Below are 16140 nucleotides of genomic sequence, written 5' to 3'. Positions count from 1 at the left end.
GACTGAAGCCTCTGCTTCAGTCCTTTTTATTGTACAAGAAAGTGTGTTTTGGGGCTCCCGCAAAGTACTTGAGTACGCATCGAAGTATAAACCCTCACTTGGTGGGGATATTTCAGGTATAGAATCTCCTAATTCGAACATACTGTCTAGTAGATTGCTAGAGAGGTTCGAAGGGAGAATGACATATGCGGAAGATGAAGCTGAACAACGGAACAAAAAAAGGGACTTTTTTTATAATGATAATCGTGTGCTGCGCTGCGGCTCTGCTAGTTAATCTGCAAAGTGTTAAAGCGAATTCACCCGTTCTTGATGAGGGCGATAACCAAGCTTCAACAGGAGCCGAACTGAATCATGCTCTTGTGAGCTTAATTGATCTCGGAAAAGAAACAACCGTTTCTGATTCACCGCTGCGTTTAGTGTTAAAGTGGCAGGGAGAAAGCAGCAATTACGCGGATCTGTCTGCCGAAGTTGCTAAGCTAAGCACAAGTCTCGGATTGAATGTACCGTCAGGTACTGAGGAAGATGGACATATGACGTATCGTACAGAAGCTGTAAAACCATATGAATCGCGGCTCTCCTTATTTTGGAGTGAGCTTAGCGAAGGCAACAGTTATGTGATTGTAACGTTAGAAGCGGCTGATCTGCAAAATGAAGCCAGCTTTCAAGCGGCTGCTCGTGAAGTAAGTATGATTCTTGAACAGAATAAAATTAAGGTGGAATGGAATGTATCCCTTCAAGGAAGCGCGCAAGAACAGGGAGCACCTGAAAAAGTTCTAGCACAGACGGAGTCATTGATGCATGACCGGTTTGAAGCTGTGACCGGAGGAGAAAGCTACAAGGATATCTCAACGGTTAGCCGTACGTATTCGATTCCTAATTTGAATCGCTTCGTGATGAGTGGAAATCAGTCAGTTTCTGCCCAAATCGCAGTGCATCATGAAGATCAGAAGGGGACAAACCGCGTAACTATAGGCTTTCCTTTAATAACCATCGAATATTGACATTTTTCTCTTATATAAGCGCAGATATAGTTAATAATAAGAAATATTAATTGAAATTTGCGAAATCCCGAGAGTATTTGTCAGGAATGTGATAGCATCCTTTTTAGGAATATGCTAAAATGACATAACGTCGTTATTCACCTTATGTTAGTACCGACGCTGAGCATGTCAATAAACTATATTACATACAGAAAGATGAGGAGCCATGGCTGAAAATCAAACCCTTGATGCACTGCACACACCCGGTGCTGTCTTTTTTATCTTTGGGGCAACCGGAGACTTAGCCCGGCGTAAGCTTTTCCCGGCGATTTACAGCTTGTACCGTGAAGGTAAGCTGGCACAAGATTTTGCGGTAATTGGCGTGGCGCGGCGCCCGCGTACTCAGGAAGAATTTAGAAGTGATGTGAAGGAATCCATCCTTGAATTCTGCCGTTACAAAGCGGGAGAAGAAAGCGAATGGAATGAGTTTGTTCAGCATTTCGAATACAAATCTCTGGACATTAACAATATTGATGGTTTCCGCGAGTTAAGAGCACAAACTGAAGTTCTTGAAGAGAAATTCAGTATTCCGGGCAATCGGATGTTCTATCTTGCGCTGGCGCCTGAATTGTTCGGCAGTGTCTCCTTCAATCTTAAAGCTGGCGGGATGCTGGATAGTACGGGTTGGAATCGCCTCGTAATTGAGAAGCCTTTTGGTTATAATCTGGAGTCGGCTGAACAGCTGAACGAACAGATTCGTCAGGTCTTCAAAGAAGAGGAAATTTACCGGATTGACCACTATCTTGGTAAAGAAATGGTACAGAATATCGAAGTGATTCGTTTTGCTAATGCTTTTTTCGAACCGCTCTGGAATAATAAACATATTGCCAATATTCAAATTACACTTGGCGAAACCGTAGGTGTAGAAGAACGCGGTGGTTACTATGACCATGCGGGAGCCTTACGGGACATGGGCCAGAATCATATACTGCAACTGCTGACTATGATTGCTATGGAACCACCAAGCCGTCTGCTCGCAGAAGATATTCGGGATGAGAAAGTGAAGGTACTTCGTTCCCTTCGTCCTTATGCGACATCTGATGAGGTGCGTGAGAATGTCGTAAGAGCACAATATATTCAAGGCTTACACCAAGGCAAAACCCTTCCTGCTTACCGTCAGGAAGATAAGGTTGACCCTGAGTCGAATACAGAGACGTATTTTGCTGCCCGTGTATTTGTAGATAACTTCCGCTGGGCTGGAGTTCCTTTCTACATCCGTACAGGTAAACGTCTCCCAGTGAAGACGACGGAAGTGGTAGTTGAGTTCAAAGGTATGCCAACCAACGTTTATTTGGGACAAAAGCATAAACTTGAGCCTAACCTCCTTGTAATCCGTGTGAACCCAATGGAAGGCATTTATGTAAAGATTAATGCCAAGAAACCAGGTTCAGAGTCTGAGATTCAACCGCTGGCTATGGACTTCTGTCAGAGCTGCCTGGTTGGAATCAATTCTCCGGAAGCATATGAGCGCTTGTTACATGATGCCGCACGCGGCGATTCCACTTATTTCACTCGTTGGGATGAGGTATCCTCGGCATGGTCATTCGTGGATCGTATTGCGAAAGCATGGAGCGAAGAGTCTAGCGACTTATCTTCTTATCCTGCTGGCTCTTGGGGTCCAGTGGAAGCAGATGAACTGCTTGCTAAAGAAGGTTTCCATTGGTGGCCTGTAAACGGCCAAGATGAAGATAATGTGGTTTGGCTGAAGAATAACTAAACCTTGAGTTAATGCTATCTCCCTGCAGAGGATGCAGGGAGATTTTTTGTAATGCTAAGATCTAAAAGATCGGACTTCAGGCGGTATTTAGGGGATCTGGGCACTGTTCTAATAACTGCACTTTGTACAATTAAAATCGCTTATCTCGTTGTGATTAGTTTTTTAGATGTATTTTCTGCAACTATAATCACCGGATAAGGCGGAAAAGCGTGCACAACTTATTTTTAATTGCATCAAATGCAACTAAAGGCTAATGAAAATGCTAATACTTCAAGTAAGTGTAGGAAATACATCTATTTTCTTGAGCGATGATATGTGGGGATCATAATCCAGACCATTTGGGAGATATTTTGCGGCACGCGCTTTTTAGTAGATAATGTCTGCCGGATTTTGATATACTTTAGAGGATGCTTTCACTTGAAGCGGACTGGAGCTAGACCTAAGAGCTATTCATTCAGAAATGAAGGGGTATGAACAATGAGCAGAGCACCGATTTGATGAACCCCAGTGTAATTGAAGCAGAAGCAGGAATTTTATATATGAAGGGATATGTGTAATGAACAAAGCAATAGATCAGAAGCTGCAAAAGGAAGTGGATAGACGCAGAACCTTTGCGATCATTTCCCACCCGGATGCGGGTAAAACAACTTTAACGGAGAAACTGCTGTTATTCGGTGGCGCGATCCGTCTGGCGGGAACGGTTAAGGCCCGTAAAGCGAATAAACATGCGACGAGTGACTGGATGGAAATTGAGAAGCAGCGGGGGATTTCTGTAACGTCTTCCGTGATGCAGTTTGATTATTTGAATCATCGCGTGAACATTTTGGATACACCGGGTCACCAAGACTTCAGTGAGGACACCTACCGTACCCTAACTGCAGCGGATAGTGCGGTCATGCTTATTGACGTGGCAAAAGGTGTGGAAGCCCAAACCACCAAACTGTTTCAGGTATGTGCTAAACGGGGCATTCCGATCTTTACCTTTATTAACAAGCTGGACCGTGAAGGACGTAGCCCGTTTGATCTGATGGAAGAGCTGGAGCAGGTTCTTGGTATTCGTTCTGTGCCAATGAACTGGCCGATCGGTAGTGGTCGTGAGCTATGCGGCGTATATGACCGGATGAAAAATCAGGTAGAGCTGTTCCAAGGTGATGATCACTCCGTAATCAAGGTTCAAAAGGTTGACGGATACCGTGATCCAATCATTCGTGAAATGGCTGGAGAGTATCTGCATGATCAACTGTGTCAGGATCTGGAGCTGCTGGATGTAGCAGGCGATGCTTTTGACTATGAAAAAGTATTAAGTGGTGAACTCACACCTGTGTTCTTTGGCAGTGCGATCAACAATTTTGGCGTACAGACTTTCCTCGATAATTTCTTGGATCTGGCACCGAAGCCTGAACCACGCCGCAGTACTATAGGGGTAGTAGAACCAACGAATGAGAAATTCACTGGTTATGTGTTCAAAATTCAAGCGAACATGAACCCGGCTCACCGTGACCGGATTGCTTTCCTGCGTATTGTGTCCGGGAAATTCGAACGGGGTATGAGCGTGAAGCATGTACGTGCCGGTAAAGATATCAAGCTGGCGCAACCACAGCAATTTTTGGCGCAAGACCGCGATATCGTAGAGGAAGCTTATCCGGGAGATATCATCGGTCTGTTTGATCCAGGTATTTTTAGAATTGGTGATACCTTGAGCCAAGCAGGAGATATGGAATTCGATGAGCTGCCAACGTTCTCACCAGAGATTTTTGCTAAAGTGAGTATAAAAAATGCATTGAAATCAAAGCAGTTCCAGAAGGGTGTCGATCAGCTGACTGAAGAGGGCATGATCCAGGTGTTCCGCACGGTCAACTTTGACGATATTTTGCTTGGTGTAGTTGGACAACTGCAGTTTGAAGTGTTTGAGTACCGCATGAAGGGTGAATATGGTGTGGATGTTCAGTTGCAGAGAATGCCATACCAGTTTGCACGTTGGATCGTAGATGATACTAAGCCGGATGCGAGCAAATTCAGAATCAATTCAACGTTGGTGACGGATAAGAAGGGCAATTTTGTCGTGTTGTTCGAGAACGAATATGCTATGCGGACAGCGATGGATAAGAACCCGACAGCTAAATTCCTGGAAATGGCTCCAAAAGCATTACTATAATTAGGACGCTATAACTTTCTGAATGTAATAATAAAACCTCCGCCTCCATAGGTGAAGTTACACCATGGTGAGCGGAGGTTTTTTGACTAGTTGTGGTCAGTTTACGATGTGATATCCCCAGGGGTAATAGTCTCCAGGTGATCATGTAGCATGGTAACCAACCTATCTTGCTTAGCGGGATCTAAATCCTTCCAGATCATTTCGAACACGGCGCCAAGTCCCGGGAGTGCTGCCTCCGGACCATCCACAGAGCCTTCAATCATATGACGTAAATCCTCTTCAGATTGACCGTGCACTTTATGAATAATCGCCTGGCGCAAGTCAATGGTAACGGGCATAATGTACCTCCTTTTTTGAAAATATAGTGATATTGACCTCGTTATAATGTGCCCTGCAAAGGTGCTGGAAATTCAAGTTTTTGTCCAAATATAAGATAGTATAAGTTTGACACATATATATCATCCTTATATTCCTACGAGAAACGGTTGTCATCCATAAGGACGGCAATGACGTTTCTTCTTGGCTTATGCTATACTGTTTGAGATATAGAATGCTACGGGAGGTACATAGACATGGCCAAAAAACAATATGCCGTCATCGGTATGGGGCGTTTCGGATCTAGTGTTGCTAAGGCGCTCAGCGGCATGGGGTTTGATGTACTTGCGATTGATGCTGACGAGCAGCGAACACAGGAAATTTCAAGTATTGTAACTCATGCCGTATCTGCAGATTCCACGGATGAGGAGGCGCTGCGTGCCCTTGGTATTCGCAATTTTGATGTGGTGGTTGTAGCCATTGGCGAGGACATACAAGCTAGCATCCTGACAACACTTATCCTAAAAGACCTGGGTGTGCCTGCAATTCTGGCAAAAGCCAAAGGTGAACTGCACGGCAAAGTATTAAGCAAAATTGGTGCGGACAAGGTGATTTATCCTGAACGGGATATGGGAATGCGGGTTGCGCATCATCTTGCTTCGCCTAATATATTGGATTATATTGAGCTGTCGCCGGACTACAGTATTCTGGATATGAAGGTATCCGGACCGATGCTCGGAAAAAATCTACAGGAGCTCGACATCCGCGCAAGATTTGGCTGCAACGTAATGGCCATCCGCCAAGGTGAAGAAATGAACATCTCTCCCCGTGCAGAGGATCGCCTGATCGATGGCGATATCCTTGTTATTGTTGGGCATAAGGATAATTTGACGAAGCTGGAGATGGCGTATCAGTAGGAACAAAGAATAAATGGCAAGGCAGAAGAAAGGAAGACTTTATGGAAATCATGTCTCCGCAAAATACGCGGGTTAAAGAGTGGGCCGGGTTACAGGAGAAAAAGCATCGTGACAAGGCTCGTAAATATATCGTAGAGGGCGTTCATCTGGTTCAAGAAGCACTGCTGGCTGAAGCAGATGTGGAATGCCTAGCTTATGACCTCGACAAAGGAATGCCTGCTGAACTTAAGGGGCTGCTTCAGGCCGTTCAGGGAATGGAAGTGATTGGCGTTTCGGCGGCGATCATCTCAAAATGCAGCAGCACCAATACGCCGCAGCCGGTGTTCGCCATCGTGCGGAAGGAACAGCAGGCTGTAGAAGCTATCCTAGCGAAGAAGGATAGCCTTGTGGTTGTGCTGGACGGCGTGCAGGATCCCGGCAATGTCGGCACCATCATCCGCAGTGCGGATGCAGCGGGAGCAGACGGAGTGATCCTCGGACAAGGCTGTGCCGACCTCTATAATCCGAAGACCATCCGGTCCACGATGGGCTCGATGTTCCATCTTCCGGTGGTGGAGGGAGAGTTAAGTGAGATTTTGCCACAGGCCCGGGAAAATGGGGCGCTGCTGGTGAGTACTTCGCTGCAGGGAGAAGAATCGTGCTATGAGCACGATTTTCAGGGCAGCCAGTGGCTGCTGATCGGCAGCGAAGGCAAAGGCATCTCGCCGGAAACGGCGCGACTCGTGGACAAGAGTATCATCATCCCGATGGCAGGCCGCGCGGAATCGCTGAATGCCGCAATGGCGGCGACGATTTTGCTGTTTGAGGGCATGAGACAGCGGGGATAAATTGTCACCGTTTGTAACGTAGTTTTCTCACACTAAATCCAGTCCTGATGATCAAGATAATCTTGATCATCAGGACTTTTTTATAATCCTGCAACAGTATTGGCTGCATATTAGGCTGGTCATTTCCATTCTCAATACTTATACATTCTTTAGAAATTACTGTTTTCCGAGTATTCATCTGTCATTCTTTTTTACGACAAATATATACGAATGTTGGAGGGAAAGTGTAAGGCACAAATTCAATTTTCTCAATAAGTAGTTGTTTAGCCCATTTTTTTTTCATGTGCAGCGAGTGCTGATATGCAACTAAAATTCCGCCTGGTTTAAGTGACTTAACAATCTGATGTAGGATTTTGTCACGCATTTCAGTTGAAAAATTAAAAAATGGTAATCCGCAAATTATGCAATCTAACTCACGGATGCCTTCCTGATTCAATTTCTTGAGTAAGTAGCTGGCGTTGGAATGGAAAATGCATTCCGGATAAATTGCTTTTAAGTGTTCTCTCATTTTTTTATTCCGCTCAAACAAAAGCACTTTTGTAGAATTCGTTAATTGTGATGTCATGAGATGTGTAATAGCACCTGTACCAGCTCCAAGCTCTGCAACGGCATTTACATTATGCCATAGTACAGACTGGACTATTTTATTGGCTAATAATTGCGAACTGGGTAGAATATTTCCTACCCGCTTTGGATCTTTGAGGAAGCCTTGTAAGAAAAGTAAGTATTCAGACATAATCAATTAGCAATCCTCTCCGAAAGGCAATCTCAGTTGGAATGTGAAGACGTCATGAGTGTGTTTAAGCGTTAAAGTACCCTTGTGCAACTCAGCAATATTCCTAGCTATCGAAAGACTAAGTCCTGCTCCGGTTTGAATTCCCTGACTTTTTCTTGAGTGGTCAACCTTATAAAATCGGTCAAATAGACGGTTTTCTTGATCCTGTGAGAGGGGAGTTCCTTTATTTTCAATCTCAATGGTACAGTGTTCAGGATCGGTTGTAATTCGTATGCTAATGCTTCCCGGGCTGATGGAATATTTTAAGGCGTTCATAAGTAGATTATCTATGGCTCTGGCTATTTTCTCACTGTCGATTAAGGTGATGATTGGACTCTTATCTATATCTTTTATAAGGTGGACATTGTTTTCTTGAGCGATCGGTTCGAATTCGAATAACAATTGATTCAAAAGCTGCGACAAATCGATTCTCTCCAGATTTAAACGGGAATCCACCGAATTAAGTCGGGTATATTCAAACAAATCATCGAGGAGTTTCTTCAAATGAAGCGCCTTGTTATAGGTGTTTTGAATAAAACGTGTGTATTCTTTTTTATCTTGGTACGATTCTGTACGTAAAAGCTCAATATACCCGATAATACTTGTAAGAGGGGTACGTAAGTCGTGTGAAATCCCCGTGATCATCTCCATCTTGGATTTTTCTATTTCGCGTTCCTTGATGATCTGTTGCTCTAAGCGCTCTGCCATCCGGTTGATGTTCAAAGCCACCAGTCCTAGTTCATCTTGGCGCACAACATTTACCCGATAACTCAAATTACCTTCGGATATAATCTGAAGTCCTTGTTCCAGCACAATTAAATCTTTGACGATTCGCCGGGTCAATGTAAAAAATGTAATAACGAATATAATGAAAAACATCGGAGTAAGAAGGTAGGCAAGAAAATTGAACACCCAATCCAATTTTGTTGCATTTCTAAAATGAAAGAACAAGATGCTAAGTGAGGTATTTATCGCAATGGTAATTATGAAACTCAACACCATCCTGATTAAGATATTGGATTGAATGCGTTTATTTATTTGTAGATTTCGTATGATTTTAATCAACTTTGTAACCAACTCCCCAGACTGTCTTAATATACAGAGGTTCTCTTGGATTTTCCTCTAATTTTTCTCTTAAGTTACGAATATGAACCATTACGGTATTGTCAGAATATCCGTAAGGCTCTTTCCATACACTCTCGTAAATTTGCTCCGAACTATAAACTTGCCCAGGCCGGCTTGCAAGCAGGGTTAAAATCGCAAACTCTAGTGGAGTTAATGAAACTTCAATTCCATTTAACTTTACGGAATGTTTATTTTTATCTATGATCAGGTTTTTAATTATAAGCAGAGAGTTGAATTCTTCCTTTCCAATTAAGGACTGACGCCGTAACTGAGCTTTTACACGGGCCAGTAGTTCCAGTGGATTAAACGGTTTGATCATGTAATCGTCTGCCCCGGTAGTTAGACCCGTGATTTTATCAATGTCCTCTTGCTTGGCTGAGAGCATAATAAGTGGGATATTTGATATTTCCCTAATTTTGAGACAGGCTGTGATACCGTCCATTTGAGGCATCATGACATCCAGGATAACTAATTGAATGGAAGTTGTTTGTATTGTACTCAATGCCTCTTGACCATCTGCAGCTTCAAGCACTTGGTAACCTTCATTTCTTAAATAAACATGAATCACATCTCGAATTTCAGAATCATCATCTGCAACAAGAATTGTATTCAATGGACGCTGCCCCTCTTCTATATTTATTTTATTATGTTTCCCTTTTACGACAGACGTAGACGAAAGCGGGAGGGAAATTAAATGGCACATATTTTATTGTATCAATATTAAAATATTCGGAGAGTTGCTTCTTCATTTGAAGTGAATACTGAAAGGCGATAAATAATCCCTCAGGTTTAAGGGATTGGTAGATCTGTTCAACCAATGTATTTCTTAATTCGGGCTCAAAATTGAAAAAGGGCAGCCCACTAAAAATACAATCCAACTGATGAATATGTGAACTTTTAATTGTTTCTACTAAACTAGCAGCATTATGATAACAGGAAAAGTCCGGATAGCTTGTCTTCAGGTTATGCCTCATGGTTTTATCCATCTCAAATAGTAACACTTTCGTTGTACTAGTTACCTTAGTATTGATTACACGGGTGATTGCACCTGTACCTGATCCAAGTTCAGCGACTGCTTTAACTTCATGCCAAGGGGCTTGGTTAACCATGCTGTGTGCCAGAAACCGGGAACTCGGGGTAACACTGCCTACCTGTTTTGGATCATGAATAAAACTTCTTAAAAATAAGAGTTTTTCATTGAAGCTCATTCGGAATTCCTCCATAATTTTAGAATTGATTTAGATGTTTATTAATTTTGATAGGATGTGATCTCCAAAGTACGTTCCTACAAAAAAGAACAGTAAGGTCCAACTTAAAGCACTGGGATATGAAATAAGGGCAAATCGTTTATAGCTTGTACCGCTGAGCCCGATCAACATGGGAATGATGTAACGTACAACTGGAATAAACATGCCGATATACATAGCTGTACGCCCACGTTTTTTTAGAATCTGCTCTGCTTTTTTAAAATGTCTGTTAGCTTCAAATTTGCACTTCAGCTTTTGCCCAAAGAATTTACCTGCAAAGTAGGCAACCGTAAAGGCCGTTAATAGCCCTGATAAAATGCAGAAATAAGTCATCCAGGAATTGATAATCCCCATGTGGCTTAGGGTAGCTCCAGTGAGGATTGTAATTTCATTAGGGATTGGAATTCCAAAAGGGCCTAACGTGAAAGCAAGATAAAAAATCAGATATCCATACTGATTGATTAGCTCTAAGACGGTATTACTGGCCAATATGCCACCTCCTTCGCTTACTTCAATACAGAAATCTTAACTAAAAAAACTGAGGAATTAGGTGGGGGAATTCTAAAGAAATCCTGAAGAGACTTAAAATTCGATAGGATTGGCCAAGTCTCTTATCCATAGGGGGCTAAATTATGATAGAAGAGGGGATCCGTTTCTGCCCTGCAATTTGAAATGTCGTTGATATCAAGGAATTAGTCCCACAGTCACAATAAAAAAGTCCTGAGGATCAAGAAACTCTTGATCCATCAGGACTTTTTACATAATGACCTACCCTTTCATCATCAAACGAAGCGAAACGATGATGAGAAAAACGGCTAATAGCTTTAAAAGCAGCTTGGCAGGAAGGCGTTTTGCCAGGCGTGCGCCAATTTGACCGCCGATAATTGCGCCAGGTGCTAGGGCTAACACCATAAACCATTCAACATTCAATAAAAAGGCATGTGTTGTGGTGCTTACGATAGCTGACAGGAAAATTTGAAGCATAGAAGTTGCAACAGCGATATGGGGGGCAAAGCCGAGAAGTAAGGTCATTGTCGGAACCATAAGACTCCCGCCGCCAATCCCAAATAGGCTTGCTACAAAGCCAACGAGAAAACTGATGATTATGCCGGTAGGCATATGATAAGCATATTCGAAATGAGCCCCGCTATTATCGGAAAAGCTTCGCTTCACGGTTGGTTTGAAAGGCCAATGGATGGGTTTGTTCGGCTTGAACAAGAGCAATAAAGCGACAAGGATTAAGAAAATACCGAAGCTTACGAAAAACATTCTCCCGCCCATTTGCTTGGTAAAGAGTGCACCTATTACTGAACCCGGAATCGAAACGGCGGCGAAGGTGAGCGCTGCTTGATAATCGATTCTCTTCTGCTTTGCGTACACATAAGTACTTGAGATGGAGTTGAAAAGCAGCATCGCCATTGATGTTCCAGCCAGATGTGAAGGCTCCATATCAGGAAAAAGGAAAGCCAACGCAGGCACAACGATGAACCCGCCGCCAAGTCCGACCAATGAACCGGAAATGCCAGCTGCTAGCCCGATGACTAAGAGCAGTAAGTAAGTTAGCACAACAGCATGTTCCTTCCTCTACGTGAATTTTACAATCATTTATCTTACCAGAAAAAACGTCCCGCAAATAAATTGTTTTTTAGCCAATTGCGCTGTTCTGCTGCTAAACGGGGATCATTGTCCATTTGGGACAGGATATCTTTTTTTACAAGTTTGCAGACGGATTGAACAATAGTTTGATCCTGGCTAGCATCTAACCAGAGAATTTCCGCAGACCGGGGATTAGGGGTGTATCGTTGCCAAGCAGGTTGTCCCTCAGCATTAGGATTACCGGTATATAGGAAATGCCGTAAATAGTCCCTCATTAGGGAAGAGAGCATGTTACGCCCAGGCTCGTTATGCTCGGAAATTACATCCGCAGGAAATCTTTCCTGGACACTGGAAAAGTCACCTGTATAGAAGGGGATGTCTGCACCATGCGGGGCACCCATAAGAAAACGGATATAAGGATCGATCACTCCGTCTCTTAACCCCCAGGCGAAGCGGTAAGCATAGATGGGCATCTCCGGAATCGCACTTAATAATATCTCTGTAGTCTGCTCTACATTAAATTCTGCATACAGATCGCTCCCATATTGGACTGCAGCTTCATAGAGCTTCTTTTCTTCCAGATTTCCAGCTAACTCTTCCTTTTGCACTAGGGAGAAGAAATGAGTATCCCATAAAGTGAACTCGGAGAATTCGCTGGCAGTGCTGCCAAGGATGATCGGCAGGGAAGGGTGATCGCGGTTATTTAGATTGTCGAAGCCACCAATAGGAATGACCGTGCCATCTTCGATCAAATGGGGAAAAGCAGCCATCTGAAGCCCCGTCTCACGAATGATTTCGACAAAGTGAAAGGCATTCTGACGATATAGGAAGGCGGAAATCTTATCCGCAGATTGTGTGGAAATCCATTCTCTTGCCTCATCTTGAGTGCTGACCATTCCTGTTTTTATTAATAACTCTGTTAAAATGTCATCTGCTTTTTCTTCGCTTTGCTCCGTAACAGCCGTTGTTAAACCTCCGCTCATAATAAAAAGCTTATGAAAGAGCCCTCTGCCCAGCGGTGAAAGGTAAGCAGCTAATGCATTTCTTGCACCTGCAGACTGGCCCCCTAATGTTATGTTCCCTGGATTTCCCCCAAAGCAAACAATGTTATTGTGCAGCCACTTTAGCGCATGAAGAACATCGAGGAGACCGTAATTTCCTGAGTCATCCAAGGGGTCCCCGGTTCGGAGTGAGGGATGCCGGAAAAATCCCATTGCTCCTAAACGGTAATTCACTGTAACCACTATACTATTTGTCTTACACGCCAATTCTCCACCTTGAAAATCCCGTCCCGAACCCCCAATATTTCCGCCGCCGTGGAGGAAGACGAATACGGGTAAGCCTGCCTCGGCATGATCCGGTCGCCAAATATTCAAAAAGAGGCAATCTTCACTGCCGCCAGGTTCCCCTTGAATGAATTGGACACTGCTATTATTAAAATGGCATGCAGGCAATACACCTGTCCAAGGTTCTATCTCACGCGGTGCTTTCCATCTGAGCTTATCTATGGGAGGTTCCGCATAAGGAATCCCTAACCATGCGATCGCCCCAAGTTCTGGCAGACGTATGCCCTTAAGCTGACCACTGGAGACTGTAATAATTTCTTCCATGGGTTCTCGTGTGCTCATTTATAGTTCCCCTTTCTCCTGCAGATTCTTATGTATTTTTAATTCTCTTTATTATAGTGTTCTGCTATGATGATGAAAAATATATTATTATATATAAAATACATAACTCTAAGGTTATAGAAGAGGTGGTTTCGTTGGATTTACTTTCGCTTCGGTACTTTCAAACGGTTGCAAAGCTTGAGAATATGACCCTGGCAGCCGAAATACTCCAAATCTCACAGCCTGCTATTAGTAAAATGATCAAAAATCTTGAGGGCGAATTAAACGTCAAATTGTTTGATCGCACAGGAAAATACATTCGATTAAATGAATATGGAAAGCGGTTTCTTGTGAAAGTTGATTTAGCCCTACAAACGTTAGAGGAGGGGAAAACAGAGCTATTGGACTTGTCTGAGCGACCGACAGGAACTGTAGTGATTTTTATCCAAGCGGGTTCCTATTTGCTTCCGGATATGATCACATTATTTCGTCAGAAGTACCCGGAAGCTCAATTCAAGCTATTGCAGCAGGATCAGGAGATCTCACGTTATCCGGCTTTTGATTTGTGTATTTCTTCTACTCCGCTCAAGATTCCAGGAACAGTGTCCACACCGGTATTAACGGAAGAAATCCTGCTGGCGGTTCCTAATGAGCACAGGCTCGCAACCCGTAAAAGTGTACGTCTGAATGAACTCGCGGAAGACGGTTTTATCAGTTTGAAAATAGGCAAGCAGCTGCGCGAAACGACGGATTCTCTCTGTCACGCCGCCGGATTTGCTCCGCGTATCATTTATGAATGCGATGAGCCTTCGATGGTACGCAGTCTAGTCCGTTCGGGACTAGGGGTTTCTTTTATCCCCGCTGTAACTTGGGGGGGTTCTCAAGGATCCTCTGTTGTGCTTCTTCCCATTGAAGAACCCATAAGTACCCGCACCATTGAAATCTCATGGTATACCAACCGGTACATGACTAATGTCGCTAAAAAGTTCAAGGCCTTTGTTGAGGATTATTACAAGCAGTTAGAAGAAGAGAAATTAAAAAATGAGTCAACTAACCCTAAGGCTTAATTGACTCATTGTCAGCAACGCTAATCATTTAATCCCTTACCCTCAAGGATTTGCGGGATGAATTTTTCAATTCGGGATACGCGGGTTTTGGATTGTTTCGCTTGAGAAAAATGATAAATATATGCGTTTTGCCGTCCAGGCGTTAAGGCTTCAAAAGCAGTTTTTAAGCCAGGAAGTTCAGCGAATTTAGTCTGAAGCTCTTCAGGAATGAGGTAATCCTCTTTCTTTTTTAATTCGACTTCCAAACCCGCTTTTTCAACTTCTATGGCATTTTGAATGTAGGCTTTCAGAACAGCTTCCATTTCAACGATTTGTTGCACATTCGTAAACCGAATTTGGCGCGCTGCCTGCACATTTTCTGTTTGTTGAATTAGAATCCCATTGGGATCCTGTAACAAGGCACCTTTGTGAAAGAGAAGCGCACAATATTCTTTAAATCCATGAATTAATACTATGTTTTTATCATCAAATGTGTAACATGGATGCATCCACTTATAATCTTCGGTCAGCCCGCAATCAAGCACGATCGTTCTCAACTGCTCATATTCTTCCCGCCATTGTTTCGCTTTACTTAAGAATTTATCAACCCTAGGATTCAATACATTATTTGTCATAAAAAACACCTATCTTCATCAAAATTTTCAATACAATTTTACTGTTTTTTTATGGAATGTACAGTCGGAATCTTCTGAGAATGGGCAACCTATGTTGTCTCCCGTTCGATCAGTTGGAACGATAGGGGCTGCAGCTCCATATCCAGTCCAAGCAGGGTTGGAGCCAGCAGAAGAAAGGCGTTCTCCGCCTGTCCCGCAATCGGATTCCGAACAGTGGTAATTCCGAGCGTCTGCGACAGCTCCGAATTATCAAAACCAACGATGGCTAGATCACGGGGCACATCCAGCTGCTGTCTACGTGCTTCGCTCAGAACGCCCACCGCCACCAAATCATTGGAGCACAGAATAGCATCCGGCTGATCGGGTTGTCCAATTAGGGTTCGCACCAATTGCTCTCCGTCACGGATTCCATAAATCGTGGAGTAATACCATTTCTCAACGATGGGAAGATTATATTTGGTCATGATTTGCTCATAAGCTAGTCGTCTACTCTGGGTATTTATGCTGCTTGGGCGGCCAAAAGCATTAGCGATACGCGTATAACCCCGCTCTATCAAATGCTCTAGAGCGAGTGCATATCCATCATATTGGTTCATGGCAACTGACGGTATTTCAGGATGGTCCATGCGTTGCCAAGACACAATCGGGCCGTATTTGCAGTAGGAAGTTATGACATTTTTATCGTTAACAGCGGTCAGAATAAGCAGAGCGTCGACTCTTTTTTGTTTGAGATCCTCGAAGGCCTGAAGTTCCTTTTGTTTATCACCGCCGGTGGTATAAATAATCGTCTGATACCCGTAACGGCCGGAAATTTCGACGAAGCTGTTCATGAAGCACAAAATAAGCTCGTTGAGGTCTAAGGTAATCATGCCGATTTGCTGGGTTTGGCCTTTGGATAAAGATATGGCATTCCGATTGGGAACATAGTCCGTCTCTTTCATAATGGCGAGAATTTTCTCCCTAGTTTCCTTGCTGACATGGGGAGAATCGTTCAGGACTCGGGATACCGTAGCTTTGGAAAAGCCCGACAGGTTAGCAATTTCGTCAAGTGTGGACATCGGCTTATCTCCTTTGCAAGATTAATCCTTGACATGTAACGCGTTCCAAGGTTTAGGATTCGGATTAGAGCAGTAAACCT

At 43.5% G+C, this 16140-nt stretch carries 16 protein-coding genes; 6 read left to right on the top strand and 10 right to left on the bottom strand.

Annotation, left to right across the window (positions count from 1 at the left end):
• The first annotated feature begins 185 nt into the window (after positions 1-185).
• The 3 genes from MKY54_RS26585 to MKY54_RS26575 all read left to right on the top strand — a co-directional run bounded on the left by MKY54_RS26585 (position 186) and on the right by MKY54_RS26575 (position 4912).
• Entirely contained in the window at positions 186-1001 is an 816-nt protein-coding gene (locus tag MKY54_RS26585) for a YwmB family TATA-box binding protein (protein WP_339188505.1), read from the top strand.
• Positions 1002-1206: 205 nt separating this feature from the next.
• A complete protein-coding gene (gene zwf / locus MKY54_RS26580) occupies positions 1207-2757 on the top strand; it encodes a glucose-6-phosphate dehydrogenase (protein WP_036685526.1) in 1551 nt (516 codons plus the stop codon).
• A gap of 556 nt (positions 2758-3313) precedes the next feature.
• Complete coding sequence (locus MKY54_RS26575) at positions 3314-4912, top strand: peptide chain release factor 3 (RefSeq protein WP_076130309.1); 1599 nt, start codon at positions 3314-3316, stop codon at positions 4910-4912.
• Positions 4913-5013: 101 nt separating this feature from the next.
• Here MKY54_RS26575 and MKY54_RS26570 read toward each other — a convergent pair whose 3' ends face one another.
• The gene (locus tag MKY54_RS26570; RefSeq protein WP_076130310.1) at positions 5014-5250 is read right to left on the bottom strand and encodes a small acid-soluble spore protein SspI; all 237 of its coding nucleotides are present in this window, start codon (positions 5248-5250) and stop codon (positions 5014-5016) included.
• Between the two features lie 234 nt (positions 5251-5484).
• On the opposite strand from MKY54_RS26570, the gene MKY54_RS26565 reads away from it, so the two are divergent.
• Positions 5485-6144 carry a TrkA family potassium uptake protein gene (locus tag MKY54_RS26565; RefSeq protein ID WP_036685517.1) on the top strand — a complete coding sequence of 220 codons (660 nt, stop codon included), beginning with the start codon at positions 5485-5487 and terminating at the stop codon, positions 6142-6144.
• 41 nt (positions 6145-6185) lie between these two features.
• The gene (locus tag MKY54_RS26560) at positions 6186-6971 is read left to right on the top strand and encodes an RNA methyltransferase (protein ID WP_036685514.1); all 786 of its coding nucleotides are present in this window, start codon (positions 6186-6188) and stop codon (positions 6969-6971) included.
• 181 nt (positions 6972-7152) lie between these two features.
• Here the strand turns inward: MKY54_RS26560 and MKY54_RS26555 are convergent, their stop codons facing one another.
• The 7 genes from MKY54_RS26555 to MKY54_RS26525 form a co-directional block, all read right to left on the bottom strand.
• A complete protein-coding gene (locus MKY54_RS26555; protein WP_339191296.1) occupies positions 7153-7707 on the bottom strand; it encodes a methyltransferase domain-containing protein in 555 nt (184 codons plus the stop codon).
• Between the two features lie 6 nt (positions 7708-7713).
• A complete protein-coding gene (locus MKY54_RS26550; protein WP_339188502.1) occupies positions 7714-8748 on the bottom strand; it encodes a HAMP domain-containing sensor histidine kinase in 1035 nt (344 codons plus the stop codon).
• A 55-nt stretch (positions 8749-8803) separates the two neighbouring features.
• Positions 8804-9484 (bottom strand): response regulator transcription factor, encoded by a 681-nt coding sequence (locus MKY54_RS26545; protein WP_339188500.1) that lies wholly within the window; start codon positions 9482-9484, stop codon positions 8804-8806.
• A 31-nt stretch (positions 9485-9515) separates the two neighbouring features.
• Positions 9516-10079, bottom strand: coding sequence for a methyltransferase domain-containing protein (locus MKY54_RS26540; protein WP_076144587.1), 564 nt, complete (start codon positions 10077-10079; stop codon positions 9516-9518).
• Positions 10080-10109: 30 nt separating this feature from the next.
• Complete coding sequence (locus tag MKY54_RS26535; RefSeq protein WP_076130315.1) at positions 10110-10607, bottom strand: DedA family protein; 498 nt, start codon at positions 10605-10607, stop codon at positions 10110-10112.
• Positions 10608-10886: 279 nt separating this feature from the next.
• Positions 10887-11684 carry a sulfite exporter TauE/SafE family protein gene (locus MKY54_RS26530; RefSeq protein ID WP_076098819.1) on the bottom strand — a complete coding sequence of 266 codons (798 nt, stop codon included), beginning with the start codon at positions 11682-11684 and terminating at the stop codon, positions 10887-10889.
• Positions 11685-11728: 44 nt separating this feature from the next.
• On the bottom strand, positions 11729-13342 hold the full coding sequence (locus MKY54_RS26525; protein WP_339188498.1) for a carboxylesterase family protein: 1614 nt from the start codon (positions 13340-13342) through the stop codon (positions 11729-11731).
• A gap of 134 nt (positions 13343-13476) precedes the next feature.
• On the opposite strand from MKY54_RS26525, the gene MKY54_RS26520 reads away from it, so the two are divergent.
• Positions 13477-14388, top strand: coding sequence for a LysR family transcriptional regulator (locus MKY54_RS26520; protein ID WP_076302381.1), 912 nt, complete (start codon positions 13477-13479; stop codon positions 14386-14388).
• A 20-nt stretch (positions 14389-14408) separates the two neighbouring features.
• Here MKY54_RS26520 and MKY54_RS26515 read toward each other — a convergent pair whose 3' ends face one another.
• Both MKY54_RS26515 and MKY54_RS26510 read right to left on the bottom strand, forming a co-directional pair.
• Positions 14409-15002, bottom strand: a complete 594-nt coding sequence (locus MKY54_RS26515; RefSeq protein ID WP_076098816.1) for a YdeI family protein — start codon at positions 15000-15002, stop codon at positions 14409-14411.
• 89 nt (positions 15003-15091) lie between these two features.
• Complete coding sequence (locus tag MKY54_RS26510) at positions 15092-16060, bottom strand: LacI family DNA-binding transcriptional regulator (RefSeq protein ID WP_339188496.1); 969 nt, start codon at positions 16058-16060, stop codon at positions 15092-15094.
• Positions 16061-16140: the final 80 nt, after the last annotated feature.

This window comes from Paenibacillus sp. FSL P2-0121 (genome assembly GCF_037975345.1).
GTDB classification, from domain to species: domain Bacteria; phylum Bacillota; class Bacilli; order Paenibacillales; family Paenibacillaceae; genus Paenibacillus_AQ; species Paenibacillus_AQ odorifer.
This window is presented reverse-complemented; position numbering and strand designations above follow the sequence as displayed.

Excerpts from the sequence above, each read along its gene's own strand:
- MKY54_RS26585 (WP_339188505.1), top strand. The coding sequence starts at position 186 with ATGCGGAAGATGAAGCTGAACAACGGAACAAAAAAAGGGACTTTTTTT.
- zwf (WP_036685526.1), top strand. The coding sequence starts at position 1,207 with ATGGCTGAAAATCAAACCCTTGATGCACTGCACACACCCGGTGCTGTC.
- MKY54_RS26575 (WP_076130309.1), top strand. The coding sequence starts at position 3,314 with ATGAACAAAGCAATAGATCAGAAGCTGCAAAAGGAAGTGGATAGACGC.
- MKY54_RS26570 (WP_076130310.1), bottom strand. The coding sequence starts at position 5,250 with ATGCCCGTTACCATTGACTTGCGCCAGGCGATTATTCATAAAGTGCAC.
- MKY54_RS26565 (WP_036685517.1), top strand. The coding sequence starts at position 5,485 with ATGGCCAAAAAACAATATGCCGTCATCGGTATGGGGCGTTTCGGATCT.
- MKY54_RS26560 (WP_036685514.1), top strand. The coding sequence starts at position 6,186 with ATGGAAATCATGTCTCCGCAAAATACGCGGGTTAAAGAGTGGGCCGGG.
- MKY54_RS26555 (WP_339191296.1), bottom strand. The coding sequence starts at position 7,707 with ATGTCTGAATACTTACTTTTCTTACAAGGCTTCCTCAAAGATCCAAAG.
- MKY54_RS26550 (WP_339188502.1), bottom strand. The coding sequence starts at position 8,748 with ATGGTGTTGAGTTTCATAATTACCATTGCGATAAATACCTCACTTAGC.
- MKY54_RS26540 (WP_076144587.1), bottom strand. The coding sequence starts at position 10,079 with ATGAGCTTCAATGAAAAACTCTTATTTTTAAGAAGTTTTATTCATGAT.
- MKY54_RS26525 (WP_339188498.1), bottom strand. The coding sequence starts at position 13,342 with ATGAGCACACGAGAACCCATGGAAGAAATTATTACAGTCTCCAGTGGT.
- MKY54_RS26515 (WP_076098816.1), bottom strand. The coding sequence starts at position 15,002 with ATGACAAATAATGTATTGAATCCTAGGGTTGATAAATTCTTAAGTAAA.
- MKY54_RS26510 (WP_339188496.1), bottom strand. The coding sequence starts at position 16,060 with ATGTCCACACTTGACGAAATTGCTAACCTGTCGGGCTTTTCCAAAGCT.